The following is a 16,068-nucleotide window of genomic DNA, read 5'->3' on the forward strand; positions in this document are numbered from 1 at the left end:
GCACCACTGGCTCGGGTTGGCCGAGGTGCTGGCGGGCGACTACCTCAGCGACGCCGCACCCCTGCACCGCTACACCTGCACCCTGCTCACGCTGGACGAACCGAAGGACCACCGGCGCGAGCTGCACCCGATCACGGTGCAGCTGCGCAAGAAGTCCACCACCAAGCCGGCCCGGTCCCGAAGCTTCAGCACATCGCACTCACCGGCTACATCACCGAACTCGGCCGTCTCATCGGTGACCTCGACGGCAAGCAGGCTCAACCGTGACCCGCGCCGCCACCCAGGCCCGTCTGCACCAGGTGCTGACCTGGCTGCTCGCGGGCCAACCCACCGCCGCCGACGGCGAACTGACTGTGGTCAACCTGTGTCGGGAAGCCGGTGGGTGCCGCGACTCGTTCTACCGCGCGCCCCAAAGTTCGAAGACGCCGTTGCGGCAGCCCAAGAGAATCGCGACACGTGTCAACCGGAACTCGTCGCACTGCGCGACGAGGTCACCATCCTCAAACGGCAGCGCAAACAGACCGCCGGTCAACAGGTCGTCACGGTCCATGAAATGAAGGAAACGGTCAGGGTCTATGCCAACCCTGATCCAGATCCTCGCCCTGCGGAATTCCGAATTGGAAGAACAGGTCCGATGACTGCACCTCCGACTGGACGACACCGACCACGCCGTCATCGCGTTGCCCGACCGATCCTGACACCGACAGAACCAATCCGTGCCGGAGCGGTGCGGCGGTCCAGTTCGGGCCGTGGTCGATGTCCGTTGACGGCTCATCGCGAAGCTGTGTCTGTCGGGTGGCTGCCTTCGGCGTGCGTGGCTGGAAGGATGGGCGGTGGGCCGACGTGGTCGGCCTTGTCCGGGCCGGTGGTGAGCGGGCCAGGGTCAAGCTGGCCCGCTCACCACCGGTCATACCTCGACCACCTGCAGTGGTTGGTCGGGGTTACACGGTGGCGCTGCACACGCAGACGCCGTCCGGAGTGGCGGCGCATGTGCTGACGTCGCCCTGGCCGCCGACGACCGAGTCGAGCTCGGTGTCGGTCAGCTCCAGGATCTCCTCCATGCTGGGTTCACCTCCTTCCGTTGCCGTGGGTGGTCTCCGCTGTCGCGGAGGTGGCTGGTGTGGGCACCTGCGGTGCGGTGGCGGGTTGGTCGAGTTGTGCGGTGACCAGGGCGGTGTAGTGCCCGTCGTGGGTGAGCAGCTCGTCGTGGGTGCCGGTTTCAACCAGGCGGCCGTCGTGCAGGACGAGGATCCGGTCGGCGTCGCGGACGGTGCTGAGCCGGTGGGCGATGACGATCTGGGTGCACCGCTGGTCGGCGAGGTTGCGGTGGACCTGGGCCTCGGTGACGGCGTCGAGGTGGCTGGTGGCCTCGTCCAGCAGCAGCACGGCGGGGCGACGCACGAGGGCACGAGCCAGGGCGAGCCGTTGGCGTTGGCCGCCGGACAGCCCTGTGCCGCGTTGGGCCAGGCGGGTGGCGTAGCCCTGGGGCATGCCGTTGATCTCGTCGTGCAGCCCGGCCAGGCGCGCGGCACGCGCGATCTCCTCGTCGGTGATCGCCGGGTCGTGCAGGGTGATGTTGTCGCGGATGGTGCCGCTGAACACGAACGGCTCTTGCAACACCACGCCGATCTGGCCGCGCAACGCGCGCGGGTCGAGCGTGCCCGCGTCGTGGCCGTCGAAACGAATCGTTCCCGCCGTAGGGCTGTACAGGCCGAGCAGGAGCATGCCGAGCGTGGTCTTGCCCGATCCGGTGGAGCCGACCACGGCCACGCGTTGACCGGGGCGGACGGCGATGGTGACGTCGTGCAGGACAGCGGGGCTGTAGGGGTCGTGGCCGAAGCCGACCCGGTCGAGCTCGATCGCCCCCCGCAGCCGCGGCGCCGTGTCGTCGGAGGGCTCGGGACGTGGTTCCGTTGCGGTGTCGAGCACGTCGGCGAGGCGTTGCAGCTGCGCGCCGGCCAGTTGCAGGCGTTGGCCGTTGACCGTGACCGAGGCCAGCGGGGTGAGGATCGCGGCGGCCAGCCAGGTGACGGCGAGCATGGTGCCGGGTGACAGGGTGCCGTCGAGCACCCGGGGCAGGCACAGCCACAGCACCAGCAGCGGTGTCACGAAGCGCAGCGTCGAGGTGACCGCGTCGATGGTGGAGGCGAGGTGGCCGCGGCGCAGGGTGACCGAGGTCCAGGTGGACACCAGCCTCGCCAGCCTGCTCATGGCGCGGTCCTCGGCCGCGGCGGCCTTGACGGTGGTCATGCCTTCGAGCATCTCCACCAGGTAGCCCTGGGCTTCGGACTGCGTGGCCAGGTCCAGTGCCATGCGTTCGCGCACCAAGCGGGTCGTGCTCCACAGCAGTACCACCACGGCGACGGCCACGGCCAGGACCGCGAGCGCGACGGTCAGGTCGACGAAGAACAGCACGCCGAGGTAGGTCAGCACCAGCACGGCGTCCAACAGCGAGCCCAGGGTCTGGCCGGTCATCAGCTCGCGCAGCATGGCGATGCTGCTGAACCGGGTCACCAGGTCGCCGGTGCTGCGTTGCTCGAAGAACCGCAGGGGCAGCCGCAGCAGGTGTGCGCTGAACCCCAGTAGGGCGTGGGTGTCGAGCCTGCCCTGCAACCCGATCAGCAACGCCGCCCGCAACAGGCCGGTGACCAGTTGCGCGACCGCCACGACCAGCACGCCCACGCCGAGCAGGGTCATCAGCGACGAGCCACGCAGCGCGGACGTCTCGTCGATCACGAGCTTGGTGGCCAGCGGCATCGCGACCACGAGCGCCTGCGCGACCAGGCTCACCAGCAGCACCTGCGCCAGCAGGCCACGTGTGCCGGGCAGGGCGAGCAACGATCGCAGGTAGCGGCGCCAGAAGGGTTCGGGGCGCCGACCGCCGGGCTTCGCGCCCTCGTCGGGCCGGATGCTGAGCACGACCTTGCCCAGTCCGGCGGAGAACTCCGAGGGCAACAGCCGCCGCCGTCCGAGCCTGGGGTCCACCAGGTCGACGCCGCGATCGGTGATCCGTTCCACGACGACGAAGTGGTCGTCCTCCCAGTGCGCGATCACCGGCAGCGGCACCTGCTCGAACACGGCAGGGACCGCCGGGTAGCCGCCGGCCCGCATGCCCAGCTGTCTGGCGGCGCGGATCATCACGCCGGCGCTGATCCCGTCACGGCCGACCGGGCACAACCGCCGCACCTCTTGCGGTGAGATCATCTGGCCGTGGTGGTTGAGCACCATGGTCAGGCACGCGACACCGCACTCGGCGCGGCTGGCCTGCAACACCACCGGCACCCTGCGCCGCCCGGGTCGGGCGAGGACGGGCATCACAGGACCGTCCCGATGGCCACGGCGACGCCGGCCAGGGCCAGCAGCACCGCCGCGAGGACGAGCCACGTCCGGCGCACGGCGGCGGGACGCGCCGGGGCGGGAAGCAGTTCCTCAGTACGGCCGGCTGGCCACCGCGCGGCGTCGTCGCCGAACAGGAGCCCGTCTGCGGCGTAGGGTGACGCGGCCGATCGCATGGACGACGGCATCACAGGTCCCTGACCGGTTCGACCGGCGGATCGGCCTGCGCCTGTGGCGACAAGGGCTGTGGCGGCGCGTCGCCGAGGTCGATCACGGTGCCCAACCGGCGCATCGCGTCGCGGTCCACCGAGTAGTAGGCCCAACTACCCCGCTGTTGGCGGCGCAGCAGACCCGCGCCGACGAGTTGCTTGAGGTGGTGGCTGATCGTGGACTGCGGCATGCCCATGGCGACCTGGATGTCGTAGACGCAGGCCGCGAACGCGCTGGACACCAACAGGTTCATCAACTGCACCCGGGTCGGGTGCGCCAAGGCCTTGAACACCACCGACAGATCGTGGGCCTGGTCCTGGGACAGCCGCGGCGTGGTCAGCGGAACGCTGCAATGCGGCGCGTCCGGCGATCGCGTCGCGACGACCTCCAACTCGATGAGTCGCCCAGGCGTCGTCACGACCGTCCACCCCTCACATCGAATACTGTCGATCCTCAAGGGATCGAACTTTGTCGATGTGACCGAGAGTAGGCCCGGAGTGGCGGACCGCGCAATCCCCCGGCACTGCCGACTGGTCAAGAGTCAGGTGTCAGGGGACCGCGCGGCGTCAGCCCGTCACGCGAACTGGGCCAGCTTGCTCTCGTAGAACTCCTTCATGCCGGCGTTGGCCTGCACGGTGACCTTCAGCGCCTCGACGAACTCGCCGACCTTGGCTCCCGGCAGCACGGCCAGCATCCGGTCGGCCGCGATGCCGGTGAACGTGCGCATGCCGATGCAGCCCAGCGCCATGCGCGGCTGCCCGGTGTCCATCGCCAGCGCCAGCGCTGAGCACGCCGGACGCCCGGTCACCTGCCCCGCGTCGGCGGTCCAATTCGCCGTACCCGCCGCCTCGTTGTAGATCATCGCCTGGGCCGGGGTCAGCCACAGCAGCACCACGTCCGGCTCGACGGGCAGGTCCGCCAGCGGCCCGTAGACCACGCCCACGCCCGCCTTGCTCACCGACGGGATCTTCGCCACCTCCGACATTTCCAGGTACTGGGCGTCGCACATCGACTGCACCAGCCCGCCCAGCTCCGCGTTGACCTCTTCCGGCATCTCGAAGCCCATCACCATGGACCCCACCGGACAGTTGAAGTGCTCCGCGGCCTCGGCGTAGAACACTCCCTTCTCCGCCACCCGCCACAACGCGCAACTGGACGGCACCGGCCGACCGGTGTCGACGACCCCCTCCGGACGCGCGTCCACCTTCGACAGCGCCACCGGCGGCAGGTCCAGCGACAGCAGATCGGTCAAGGCGGTAGCCAGCTCGGGATGACTCATCACTTCGTCCTCTTCTCATTCCATGCCACAACGCATCAAGCACGTCGAGACAAGGCGTATAAAGCTCATATTTCGATGGCGCGTACCACTGTCCGCGCACGGTGATCAACGCAGGATCGACCGACAGACCTAAGGCATCCCCCAATAATCCACCCGTGATGCGCCTAACGGAGCATCCCAATACCCGCAGTCTGAACCAGATTCAATCAACCACGAACCCCGCAGACGGGTACGATTTCCGGCCTGACGAATACACATTCCGGTCACACAGCGTGCGAACTCCGCAACGGCGGCTACGGCATCAGGGTGACGACGACAGGCCCCGACTCAAGCCCGACCGGCGCCGGGAGGGCCCGGACTAGAGTCGATGCGGCCGCACGCGACCAGCTCGGCGGCGTTGTCAGCGGCCAGCGCGCGAGCGAGACGTACCAGGTCCACCACCCGTGAATCGGCGACCCGGTAGCAGGAGAAGCGACTGTCCCGGCGGACCTTGACGTAGCCGCAGTCGGCCAGATGCGCCAGAATGGGTCGCGACCCGACCCTGGGCAAGGCCGATGTGCCGGACGCACTCGCCGACCGACCATTCTGGCCGTCAGGAACTCCAGCAGCCGCAGCCGGGCCGGATCACCGAGCGCGCGGAAGAACTTCGCCAGCACCGCGGCCACGCCCGATCTGCCCTTCGCGCCCTGGGCGGCTACGGCAGGTACCGGTCGAGCCAACGCAGGAACACCCCCAGCGCACCACGCTCGTGCCATCCTCGTCGGATCACCGCCTCGCGGACGACGCGGACGCCACTCCGCAGCCTCCCGGCCGCCGAAGGTCGCAGTTCATCACGTCGCCGCACGGCACGCCGCTGCAACCACCGGGCGCAACGCAGACACACACCCACCTCGGGATGCTCCCCGAGCCGGACCAGTTCCGATTCCGGGAATCCGTCTCCGCAGCACCAGCATTTCGTCGCCGAGGTGCTGTCCGGCTCGGGCCGCACAGTCATCGGGCCACCTCCGATCCATGTGGTCGCGCGGATCCTCAGTGACCAGGAATCTGCTCGCACGAGCGTTGTCGCCGTAGCGATTCCTACACTCTGGTAGACCGGAGTCACGGCGTGGCTCCCTGCCAGGCGGTCCCTCCTCGCTCCACAGCCTGGCGGTGACCGAGCGCGAACATCATCGGCCCGCGCCTGTAGGTCCGCATCACGCCTTCGGCAGATGACAGTGCGGGGAACTGCGACATCCGATGGCCTGCGACAGCTTGACTGTCTACATAACGGTCGTGATCGCCGCCCGCTACACCACCGACCCGTCCAGTCGGAACTTCGCCTTGCGGGATCTGGCCGTGATCACCGGGATGACCGGACAGGTTCTGTCGCCGGTCTGGGCATGTTGCCGGAAGCTCCCTGTACTTGCGGTTTCATTTCGAGGGTGTGGCCGGGGCCGAATGCGGCGCGCAGGCCGAGTACGGCGTGGTCGTCGACGGGGCGGTCGGTGGGCATCGCACGGTCCTTCCATGGTCCGGAGGGTTCCGGTGGCGCGTCGTGGGACCGCCCGGGGAACGGCGACTGGTGTCCGGGTGGTCAGCGGGTGGTGTCGGGTCGGGTCGTGTGGGGGCCGAGGGTGCAGTCGGGTAGGTGGGCCGGGTCGTGGCGGAACCGGTCGCAGGGGTGGATGCCGGTGTCGGGGTCGAGGTGTTCGCCGAGGTCGGCGAGGGTGGCGACGGGTGTGGCGGGTACGTCGATGCCGCATTCGGGACACGGGGTGATCAGGAACCAGCCGTTGCCGTAGGCGGCGGGGTCGGTGATGAACCGCCACGTCTGTTCGGTCGCGGGGTCGGCGACGATGATCAGGTCGCCGGGTACGTGCCCGTCCCGTGTGCGGTGTTCGCGGTAGGTGTCGTCGGTGACGGTCACCTGGTCGGCGGGGATCTGGAGTGCGGCGGCGATGGTGCGGGCGACACGGGCGCGGCGGGCCCACCGCCCCCATCGGACCGGGTCGTCGTGGCGGTGGTCGAATCCGTTGGGATCGACGGCGCGGTAGGCGCGTGCGACGTGAACCGCTCGTTCGGCGAGCCCTGGCGGGATGGTCGCCCCTGTCGTGCCGGGTACTGGCCGGAGTCCACGGCCATCGCTGGTGTCGCCCGGATTTCCGGCGGCATCAGCGTGTATGAGGCGGCGTCCGAGAGGGATGGGAACACCGATGTTCGGTTGTGTGTTTCCATCGTTCGTCGGCGACTCGTCGTGCTGAAGTTGTTTCGGCGTTGACGGGCCTGTGCCCGACGGGTCGTCGGGTGGGGTCTGTGCCCGTCGGCGCGGTTCGCTGGTCGACATTCGCTCGGCGTTCCTTCGGTTCCGTGATCAGTGGCCGCGGTGTCCGTGTGTATGGACGCTCCATTGAGGCGGTCATGTCAACCGATGTGCGGGATCACCGATGGAATGAACCCTTATGGGTACGTCAAGTCACGTGGACCTCAATGTCCACACGAGACGGTCATGGTTCCTCGACAGACGACTTGACTTCATAGCGCGAAGGAAGCGTTCATAGTCGTGCGGCCCGGAACCATCGGATGCGCACCGCGGGGCCGCACCCGCTCCGGCCGGGGCATGACCACCGCATCGATCACAAGCTCGAATCGAGGTAGTCGTGTCCAGCAAGACCCGCACCCGCGAAACCCACACCACCCCCGAGCCCGTCCCTGCACCGATCCTGCGGTCAGTTCCCGATCGCACGACCGTCGTCAAGGCCCGCACGGACGTGGAGAACAAGCTGTGGGCGGCGTTGCACGCCAACCCGAACAGCACCGCCGCCGACCTTGCCGAGACGGCGGCGATCGGAAGGTCGACAGCGCAGAAGCTTCTCGTCAAGTGGGCGAACGACGGCAGCCTCACCCGCACCCTCGGCATCGCCAACGGTGGGCGGCGCGCCGCCGACCTGTGGGCGATCACCGAAACCGACACCGACCCGACCCGCGCGGACCACCAGGTTCCAACCGGTGACGTCGACACGGCAGACACCACGCAGGCCGGTCCGCCCGCACCGATCGAGCAGAACACGCCCGACACGATCGACGCCGCGCCCGACGACGACCATCCAACCGAGCCGACAAACACCACACCGACGGACGTTGATCAGAGCTCCGATGACGATCGACCTGCGGACGACGGACCGACCGGTGACCGACCCGTCCAGGAACAGCCCGTCGCAGAGTTGGGTGACGTGCCCTCCGACGACCCTCCGGCTACGGCCGAAAAGGCACAGGCGGGCGTGGGGTCGAAGGGCGGGCGGTTGGCGTCGGGGGCGTTGCGCGGGCTGGTCGAGGACTACCTGCGGGAGCACTCCGGTCAGGACTTCAGCCCAAACACCGTGGGCAAGGCGCTGAACCGGTCGGCCGGTGCGGTGCACAACGCGCTGGAGAAGCTGGCCGCCGGCGGCTATGCCGTGCGCACCAGCGACAAGCCCAAGAAGTACGCGCTCGCCCCGACCTCCGACGACTCCGCCGTACGCAACTGACGGGCGCAGGGGCGCGGGCATCTCCCGCCCCCGCCACCCACACCGAACGACCTACGGGAGCACAACCATGCCCATCACCGACCCGGCGGACGCCACCACCACCGATCACGACGAGCACGCCCTCACCTCCACGCCGCCCTGCCACGCCATCGCCGACTTCCACGACGAACACGACGCCCAGCCGCGCTGGCTCGGATCCGTCCAAGGCCACGCCGACCCGGCATCACTGCGCGCCATCGAGTCCGGCCGGAGGCTGCTGGAGGCAACCGACCCCCATGCCTTCGCCACCGCCGTGGCCGACCTGGTCGACGCGTGGGCCGACCAGGACGACGGTCTGCGCTATCCACCGGCGGACGGGTGGCCCTGGCCGTGGCCGGACCTGCGCCACGCCGACTGGATCTACACCTTCGACGGACAGCAGGTCTGGGTCGTCACCGACCGCGCCACCGTCGGCACCATCATCCCCACCGCCCTGCTGCCCGACCCGCAGGACGCCCTCGCACGACGGGTCGAACTGCTCGACGACCTCCACCGTCGAACCGACCCCACCGCCGAGGACCGCTCCACCTCCCCCGGCCGGCCCAGCCCTCGGCGACACCGATTCGACCTGCTGCACGAACACGTACTCCGCACCGCCGACCGCACCCACCCACTGACCGACCGCGAAGTCGCCGACCTGGCCTTCGCACTGACCAACCCACTGGTCCGCGACGCCTGCCTGTCCTTCGCCCTCGGCGAGCACGCCGGGCACGCCGAGGCGCTGTGGACCGAACTGGTCCGGGCCAGCCCCACACCCGAACGAGCCGAACCCGCCGCGCTCCTGGCCGCGTTCGCCTACACCCGAGGAGACCTCGACCTAGCCGCCGCCGCGATCGGACTCGCCACACGCAGTTGCCCCGGGCATCGTCTCGGCGAACTGCTCGGCACCGCCCTGCGCAACGGCGTCACTGCGGACGCCCTACCTGAAATGGCCAGGCAAAGCCGGGAACTGATCGCAGAGCTGTGACGTCACCACCCGAGCACCGGATGCCGTCCTCTCCGACCTGATCCCGAACCAGCCGTCGGCGGCCAACCAGGGTCGCCGACGGCTGTTCCCTCTCACAGACGCGACCAGGTCGCCCCTGGCCCGAGGACCCTCGATCCCGTGCTGCGATCAAGGCCGGCCACTCGCGAGTCGACCGCTCGGCGTCGGGCCGGACCAACGCGTCCGGACGACGAACAGTGCCGCGTCGTGCGTAGTGCACGCGCGACCGTCATCGGTCGGCACCGACCGCTTCCACTCCCACAACCTGCAGACGGCCCACCGGCACCATCGCCGCCGGGCACGTCGACGCGCGCGAACTGTCAGTGGCCAGTTCGCTCTCCCCCTGACGGCCACTTGGCGGGGAGGTATCCGGCCGTGTCGTCACCACGCTCGGTGAGCTTGCCTGCTACCGGCCGTCTCATCGCCGGCAGACTGGGCCGCGTGCTCCGTGGCGTACCGGTGGACATGACCGGTCTCGTGCCCGGTGTCAGGTCGTGATCGCCTGCAACGTCGCGGCGAGTTCACGGTCCGGACTGACGTTCCTGCCGTACAGCGGGCTGCACGGGGTCGCGGCCAGTCGGACCGCGAGTGCGACGAGGTCCACGGTGGGATCGTCGTCGTGGTGGATCTCCGCGAGGCGGGCGAAGTCGACCATCACCCCCACGACGCTGCGGTTGGCGGTGACACCGAACTGAGCGGTCCGCATGTGTCGCTGTTCCTGGTCGACGATCGCGGACGGCGTGTCGAGGGTGGTCAGCACCGTGCCAATCTCCTCGGAGAGCCTGCCGGCCAGAGTCTTCGCGGGTGCCAAAGGCAGCAGCACGGGCAGCAACGTCACCTCGTTGACCAGCAGCACGACCCGAGGCCGCCAGAACAGGACCGTGGCGTACCAGGGGCCCAGCAACGTCGTGCCCCGATCGTCGGCGGGCGCGGTGGGCGGACCCGTCAGACGCAGCAGCTTCCTGGTGGCACGCACGATCAACACCCGACCATTCTGCCCCGATCCCGACCGCGGCACACCACCACGTCAGCCGTCGACGCCGACGCCGGTCACGGAGACCCGGCTCGGCGCGGCTCGCCCGCGGCGGCGCGAACCGGTCCGACGTGACGAGCGCGGAGGCAAGGCTGCGCTTGTCACCGACCGCGCATCCGGCCGCGAGCGGGAACTGCAACCAACCACCACAACTGGCCGTCCTCGGGAATCGTCATCGACGAGCTCGGCTACAGGGAACCCGACCGCCGCGACACCCAACCGCTCTTCCAGGTCCTCACCGAACGCGAGAAGACCAACTCCACCGCCATCGCCTCCGACCAGCCCTTCTCCAAAGCGCACAGGTTCGCGCGAACCTGTGTCAGGCAGCGCCGAAACGCACCGAGTTCTCCGGGAACACGGCGAAAGGAATCAACGTGCGTGTGAGCCGCAGGCATCCTAGGCTCGGTTGGTGCTTACCGAGGACATCCGGAGTGGTCTGAACGTCGCGTTGAACGAAAGCCGGTTCCTGTCGGTGCAGGTCGATCGCGCGGTGCGCAGTGCCATGGTGTGGTTTGAGGTGCTGACCTTGCCCGAGGATGGACCCCCGCCGGCCGACACCGTGGTGGCCCTCGCCGTTCGAGGGGTGACGCGTGTCGCAGCGTCGTTGCGCGAGGGGTGGTGGGACGATAGGGAAGCCGCAGTCACGCCGGTCACGCTCGACCGCCTCGACGCCGTGGTGCGCGAATTCAGCGGATCAGCGATCTATGGCTGGGACTTCATTGATCCTCCAGATGAATCCTGGGTGCATTGGTGTGAGCGGTTGAGCCTGGACGAGGTGCTGTCCGCGGAGGCGGCAGACCACGTGTTGGACCTGTTCCAAGAGGGCGCGACCGTGAGCCGTCACCTGGACCTGCGGTTGTGGTTCACCGAATTGAGCGTCGTTGATCGGCACGGCCAGAAGATCGAGCTTGAGCAGTTCGTGGCAGGCGGGGCGCGGTGGTGGGATGCCTTATACACAGGCGATTCTCGCACCGACGGTCACGGCATCGTTCCGGGGTGAGCGTCGGCCTGCTCGCAGGAAGGCGCATGCCGTCGATGTGGTCAGCGAGGTAGATCAGTGGCGCTTGGGGGTCCATGCCGAACGCGGCGGCGACGAGTTTCGGGTCCATGGTGTTGCCCAGGTCGACCAGGCGGGTGCTGCGGATGACGCGGGGCGAGAGCCCGCAGCCGTCAAGGACGTGGCTGAGATAGGCGGTCGAAGCGGGTCCCCGCCCGGCCTTGGTGCCCTTGATGTCGCCGAGGGACGGACATACCGCATCGTCGAACTCACGCCGGCCCAGATGGCTGGCCCCACACCTTCACCAACCCACGCCTCCGCGCTGCGATCACCAACTGACTCACCTTCGCCGGCAACATCCCAGAGACCGGCGCCCACCTCCTACCGACTCGCCCACACCCGGTCGGCGACCGCGCACCGAGCCGACACTGTCGGTGGGAGCTGATTGACTGGTCGAGTGTTCGAAACTCCCGACGAGCTCCACAGCCTCCAACTCCTGCTCGACACGTCCCTGGCCGGCTCCGGCAGCCACCTCAAATCGATCATCCGGCCAGGTGAGAGCACCTTGAATGCCGAGCAGGTCGTCCGAGTCTGCCAAGGCATGTGCACCCTGGCCATCGCCACGGTCACCCGGCGCGGCGAGCCACGCATCAGCGGCGCCGACGGACACCTCCTGCACGGCCGCTGGATCTTCGGCACCCACCGCCAGGCCGCCAAAGCCCGTCATCTCGCGGCCCGGCCCGGCATCAGCGCCACCTTCATGCGCGGCGAGCAGCTCGGCATCTTCACACACGGACAGGCCGTCCCGCTCAACCCCGAAGGGACCAGCAGCGACCCGACCTGGCCAGCAATCCGCGACTACCTCGTCAACCACTACCACGGCGACAACGACGACCCGTTCTGGGACGACAACATCTGGTACCGCATCAACCCCAGCTGGATGGTCGCCTACAGCACCGACCCCGCCGGGCTGCTCGACCAACAACCGCCAGCCTGAACAGAGCCCGCGCGGGTTCACCCCAGGCCGTCACTCCGGGGCCAGTCGAGGTTGACGTCTTCAGCCACGTGCTTGCGCAGCTCCTGGCGCTCATCGGCCGACACGCCGCCCGCCGGCGGAGCGGCTTGGGCCTGTTCGGCTGTGCGGGCCCAGTTGCGGAGGGTCTCGTGCCCGGGCGCGGTGTCGGTCATCGTGGTCATCTCGCGTGTGGTCGGCCGATGGGGCGGTTCGGGGTGCGGTACCGGCCCCGGATCCGGCGGGGTCAGCGGGTGGCGCGGAGGGCGGCGGTGGCCGCGCGTCCGATGGCTTGGGCGGTGGTGGCGGGATCGGTCAGCAGGTGCACGGTCGCCCCGCCGAGCGGGGTGTCGTCGGGGTCGGTGCTCAGCCACAGCACCGCGCACCCGGTCGTGCGCAGCCGGTCGAGTGCGCGCTGTCCGTCGTGGCGGGGTTGGTCGCGGAACCGGCCGTCGGAGACCACGACCAGCAGGCGTGCCGCGCCGGGGCGGGACAGCCCGAGGGCTCCGTCGAGGGCGTGCAGGGCGGTGGGGACGTCCTCCCAGTTGTCGCGGGACTCGAACTCGGTGACCCCGGCGGGGTGCTTGTCGGGGTGGGTCAGGGGGCGGACGTGGTGGCCGAAGATCACGCTGGCGGTCTGGGTGGGGACCCTGGTGTGGCGGGCGGCGTCGGCGAGGATCCACGCCGCCGAGGCCACGTGGGCGCGTGCCCAGCCCATCGAGCCGGACACGTCGCACGCCACCCCGATCCGCAACGGCGGCGTGGTGACCGGGGTGCGGGTGATCCGGGTGAACGGTTGCGCGGTCACGGTCGCCCCGGCCGCGCGTTGTGCTTCGGCGGCGAGCACGCCGCGCATCCGCAACCGCCCCGGCGGCACTGCCGAGGCGGACTTGACCGCGACCCGTTCCCTCAGGCCGGCGGTGTCCAATGCCCGCGCCAACACCCGCGCGGCCGTGCGTTCCCGCAGGGTGGGTGGGCGGGTGCCCGTCGTGGCGGTGCGCCCGTCCCGGGGACCACCGGCCTGGAACACACCGCGTGCCGCCCGACGGGCTACCTGGTCGGCGGCGGCCTCACGCGCCCTGTCGGCGGCGGCGACGGCGGCGGGGTCCTCCGGTGCCTTCTCCCGCGCCACCCTGCCCGCCACGTTGTCCAACACGGCGGCGATCGCACCCGCCAACGGCGACGGCGGGGCACCGACCGGGGGCATGCCCGTTCCGCTACCGGTTGTGGTGCCGCTGGAGGGGTCGGGTGTGCCGGAGGGATCGGGTTCCGCGCCGGGGTCGGGGTCGCCGGTGTCCGGGTCGGTGCCGGTGATCTCGCACCACCGCCGGCCGAGGTCGAGCATGGTTTCGCCGTCGTCGTCGGCGGTGCGCAACGCCGTGCGCCACACCGCCCGCAACTCGTCCAGGGTGTCCTCGCCGAGCACGTCCCGCACCACCCGCGCGACCGGGGCGACCTCGACGCGGGTCAGCACACCGGCGTCCGCCCGTCCCAGGAGCAGGGCGGCGGCGCGGGCGGCGTCGGCCTTGGTCATCTGCGGGGCGGTGGCGGGGTCGGCGAACAGGTGCAGGTCGGCGACGACGATGCCGCGCACGCACGCCCGCAACCAGTGCCGGTCATCCGGCCGGCGACGGACCTGCGCGGCTTCCATGCGCGGCTCTTCCAACAGCATTGCGGCGGCCACCACACCCGACGGGGCGTCGCACGGCGGTTCCCAGGCGGTGTGACGGGCGTGCCCGCACTCATGGGTCAGCGCACCCCACGCCGAGGCGTAGCGGGACCGGTCGGAGAGGTCGGACGGATTGACGGTGGCGGGGTCGACGCCGAGGTGGTCGCCGTCGACCTCGATCAGCGCGCGGGCCGGGTAGAAACACGCCGGGGCACCACTGCCCGCACCGGGCGCGACGCTGACCACGAGGTCGTCCCGGTCGGCGATCACCGGGACCTCGTCGGCGAACGCGGCGGACAGGGCCAGCCACTCCGGGCGGGTCGGGAACACGGCGGCACCGGTGACGGTCGGGTCGGCGGTGAAGTGGGTGCTCATGGTCGGAGTCCTTACGCAGCGGTCACGGGGTGGCAGGGTCAGGGGGTGATGCGGGCACCGAGGGCGAGTGGCTTCACGGTGCGACCGAAGGCGTCGCGCACCACGGCGGCGACGGTCTCCCGGTCCTCCTCCGGCGCGATGCCCACCAGGTTCGCGGCGGCGGCGTCCACCCCGAGCACGGCGGCGACCTTCTTGAACGCCAGCAACTCCCGCAGTTGTGGTGCCCAGCCGACCTCGCCCCGCTCCTGCCGGGTGGCCAGGTTGCGCGCCACCCGTACCGCCTTCTTGTCGACCCCCAACTGGTCGGCGAGGTCGTAGTCCGACGACACCGCGACCTGCACCGAGAACCGGCTGGAGAGGGCGTCGGTGAGCACCGCCCCGTGCACACCGGGGTTGTGCCCGGCGACCACGTAGAACCCCGGTGCGGCGTCCACCACCTCGCCGCCGTTGGCCTTCACGACGATCTGCCGGCGGCCGTCCATCGCGGGGTAGACCACGGCGAGCACGGTCGGCGGAATCAGGGTGGCGTCGTCGATGAACAGCGGCACGCCCTCGCGCATCGCACGCACCAGCGGACCGTGCACGAACACGAACTCCCCGTCCGGGGTCTTGGTGTAATCGCCCACCAGGTCGGCGACCACCGTGTCCCCGTCGCCCTGCACCGTGACGCAGTCCGGGAACGCCGCCTCCACCACAGACGTCTTGCCCGTGCCGGGAGGCCCGTACAGCAGCGCGGCGACACCGGCCTCCCGCAACCGCCGCAACGCCGTCACATCCGGCAACGAAGTGCCCGCCAACAGGCGCGGGTGGTACTCGGTGCCGTTGGGGCGCAGCACCGGACCTGTCACCACGGCCGCCGACCGTGCCTTCCCCGGTGCTGGACCGGTCGCCGCCACGGTGCGCGCGGCAGCGCTCATGGGCACCGTGGCGGACGGCGCGGCGAGCGGCTTGAGACGGGGCGTTCGGGATGGTGCGGCGGTGAACGCGGTCGCGGCGGCGGATGTCGTGGTCGCGGTCGCCCGATAGGCCAGCGGCGTGGCAGAAGCGACCACCGCCGCGCCCTGGTCCGCCAACACCCGGCACGCGTTGCCCACCGCACCGGAGGACCGGTTCAACGCGTGCGCGATGGCACGCGGCGTCAGCGCGGTACCAGGACTGTCGGCGAGGACCCTCGCGACCATCGCGCGCAGCTCACCGCTGCGCAACCGCGACACCGACCCACTTGCCTTCGCGGTGGGCGCGGTGGTGGTGACGGTCGTGGGTGGTGCGGTCGGCGGCATCGCATGTCCTTCCATGGCGTACAGGGTGATAGCGGCAGGGACCGGTGTGGACGTTCAGGGAAGGGACGTCAGGGCCGTAGTCGAGACATGGCTCACGCCGGGCATGACATTCGAAAGGTTTCCGACTTCCCGGCCTAATTCAATTATTGCTCGACACCACACAAGATACAACTCGAATGACGACTTCTTCTCAAGACTCTTCTCAGACCAGCGATCGCAATCGCGTTCACCACGGACCATCGACGTGCAGCCAGCCATCCGAACCGCCACGATCCCAAGAGAACGAATCGGACGACTTCAAGGCAAAGCAGAGACGTGGACCGAACTAAATATGGTGAACGAGATCGGGG

The 16,068-nt window shown here is 69.6% G+C and carries 15 protein-coding genes; 5 read left to right on the plus strand and 10 right to left on the minus strand.

Annotated elements, in window-relative coordinates:
- Positions 1 to 397 precede the first annotated feature (397 nt).
- From ACQPYE_RS27745 to ACQPYE_RS27770, 6 genes are all read right to left on the minus strand, one after another.
- Positions 398 to 550 carry a hypothetical protein gene (locus tag ACQPYE_RS27745; protein WP_498715527.1) on the minus strand — a complete coding sequence of 51 codons (153 nt, stop codon included), beginning with the start codon at positions 548 to 550 and terminating at the stop codon, positions 398 to 400.
- A gap of 518 nt (positions 551 to 1,068) precedes the next feature.
- Complete coding sequence (locus ACQPYE_RS27750) at positions 1,069 to 3,315, minus strand: peptidase domain-containing ABC transporter (RefSeq protein WP_498715529.1); 2,247 nt, start codon at positions 3,313 to 3,315, stop codon at positions 1,069 to 1,071.
- On the minus strand, positions 3,315 to 3,524 hold the full coding sequence (locus ACQPYE_RS27755) for a hypothetical protein (RefSeq protein WP_498715530.1): 210 nt from the start codon (positions 3,522 to 3,524) through the stop codon (positions 3,315 to 3,317). Before ACQPYE_RS27755 ends, ACQPYE_RS27750 begins: the two co-directional genes overlap by 1 nt.
- Complete coding sequence (locus tag ACQPYE_RS27760; protein WP_498715532.1) at positions 3,524 to 3,964, minus strand: ArsR/SmtB family transcription factor; 441 nt, start codon at positions 3,962 to 3,964, stop codon at positions 3,524 to 3,526. Before ACQPYE_RS27760 ends, ACQPYE_RS27755 begins: the two co-directional genes overlap by 1 nt.
- A gap of 156 nt (positions 3,965 to 4,120) precedes the next feature.
- Positions 4,121 to 4,825 carry a DUF169 domain-containing protein gene (locus tag ACQPYE_RS27765; RefSeq protein WP_498715535.1) on the minus strand — a complete coding sequence of 235 codons (705 nt, stop codon included), beginning with the start codon at positions 4,823 to 4,825 and terminating at the stop codon, positions 4,121 to 4,123.
- 1,573 nt (positions 4,826 to 6,398) lie between these two features.
- Positions 6,399 to 7,148: a hypothetical protein gene (locus ACQPYE_RS27770; RefSeq protein WP_498715537.1), complete on the minus strand. Its 750-nt coding sequence runs from the start codon at positions 7,146 to 7,148 to the stop codon at positions 6,399 to 6,401.
- A gap of 313 nt (positions 7,149 to 7,461) precedes the next feature.
- Between ACQPYE_RS27770 and ACQPYE_RS27775 the strand changes: the two genes are divergently transcribed.
- On the plus strand, positions 7,462 to 8,328 hold the full coding sequence (locus tag ACQPYE_RS27775; protein ID WP_498715538.1) for a MarR family transcriptional regulator: 867 nt from the start codon (positions 7,462 to 7,464) through the stop codon (positions 8,326 to 8,328).
- Between the two features lie 67 nt (positions 8,329 to 8,395).
- Positions 8,396 to 9,334, plus strand: a complete 939-nt coding sequence (locus ACQPYE_RS27780) for a DUF4192 domain-containing protein (protein WP_498715541.1) — start codon at positions 8,396 to 8,398, stop codon at positions 9,332 to 9,334.
- Positions 9,335 to 9,839: 505 nt separating this feature from the next.
- On the opposite strand, the gene ACQPYE_RS27785 is transcribed toward ACQPYE_RS27780, so the two are convergent.
- Positions 9,840 to 10,337, minus strand: a complete 498-nt coding sequence (locus tag ACQPYE_RS27785; protein ID WP_498715543.1) for a DUF6933 domain-containing protein — start codon at positions 10,335 to 10,337, stop codon at positions 9,840 to 9,842.
- A 222-nt stretch (positions 10,338 to 10,559) separates the two neighbouring features.
- Between ACQPYE_RS27785 and ACQPYE_RS27790 the strand changes: the two genes are divergently transcribed.
- From ACQPYE_RS27790 to ACQPYE_RS27800, 3 genes are all read left to right on the plus strand, one after another.
- Entirely contained in the window at positions 10,560 to 10,769 is a 210-nt protein-coding gene (locus tag ACQPYE_RS27790; protein ID WP_498723002.1) for a hypothetical protein, read from the plus strand.
- 25 nt (positions 10,770 to 10,794) lie between these two features.
- The gene (locus tag ACQPYE_RS27795) at positions 10,795 to 11,385 is read left to right on the plus strand and encodes a hypothetical protein (protein ID WP_498715544.1); all 591 of its coding nucleotides are present in this window, start codon (positions 10,795 to 10,797) and stop codon (positions 11,383 to 11,385) included.
- A 454-nt stretch (positions 11,386 to 11,839) separates the two neighbouring features.
- Positions 11,840 to 12,379 (plus strand): pyridoxamine 5'-phosphate oxidase family protein, encoded by a 540-nt coding sequence (locus ACQPYE_RS27800; protein ID WP_498715546.1) that lies wholly within the window; start codon positions 11,840 to 11,842, stop codon positions 12,377 to 12,379.
- Between the two features lie 17 nt (positions 12,380 to 12,396).
- Here the strand turns inward: ACQPYE_RS27800 and ACQPYE_RS27805 are convergent, their stop codons facing one another.
- From ACQPYE_RS27805 to ACQPYE_RS27815, 3 genes are all read right to left on the minus strand, one after another.
- Positions 12,397 to 12,579, minus strand: coding sequence for a hypothetical protein (locus ACQPYE_RS27805; RefSeq protein WP_498715547.1), 183 nt, complete (start codon positions 12,577 to 12,579; stop codon positions 12,397 to 12,399).
- Positions 12,580 to 12,641: 62 nt separating this feature from the next.
- Entirely contained in the window at positions 12,642 to 14,438 is a 1,797-nt protein-coding gene (locus ACQPYE_RS27810; RefSeq protein ID WP_498715548.1) for a vWA domain-containing protein, read from the minus strand.
- A 38-nt stretch (positions 14,439 to 14,476) separates the two neighbouring features.
- Positions 14,477 to 15,733, minus strand: coding sequence for an AAA family ATPase (locus ACQPYE_RS27815; protein WP_498715549.1), 1,257 nt, complete (start codon positions 15,731 to 15,733; stop codon positions 14,477 to 14,479).
- Between the last annotated feature and the right edge of the window lie 335 nt (positions 15,734 to 16,068).

Origin of the sequence: Actinosynnema sp. CA-299493 (assembly GCF_050946825.1) — a bacterium.
In the GTDB taxonomy this organism is placed as follows: domain Bacteria; phylum Actinomycetota; class Actinomycetes; order Mycobacteriales; family Pseudonocardiaceae; genus Actinosynnema.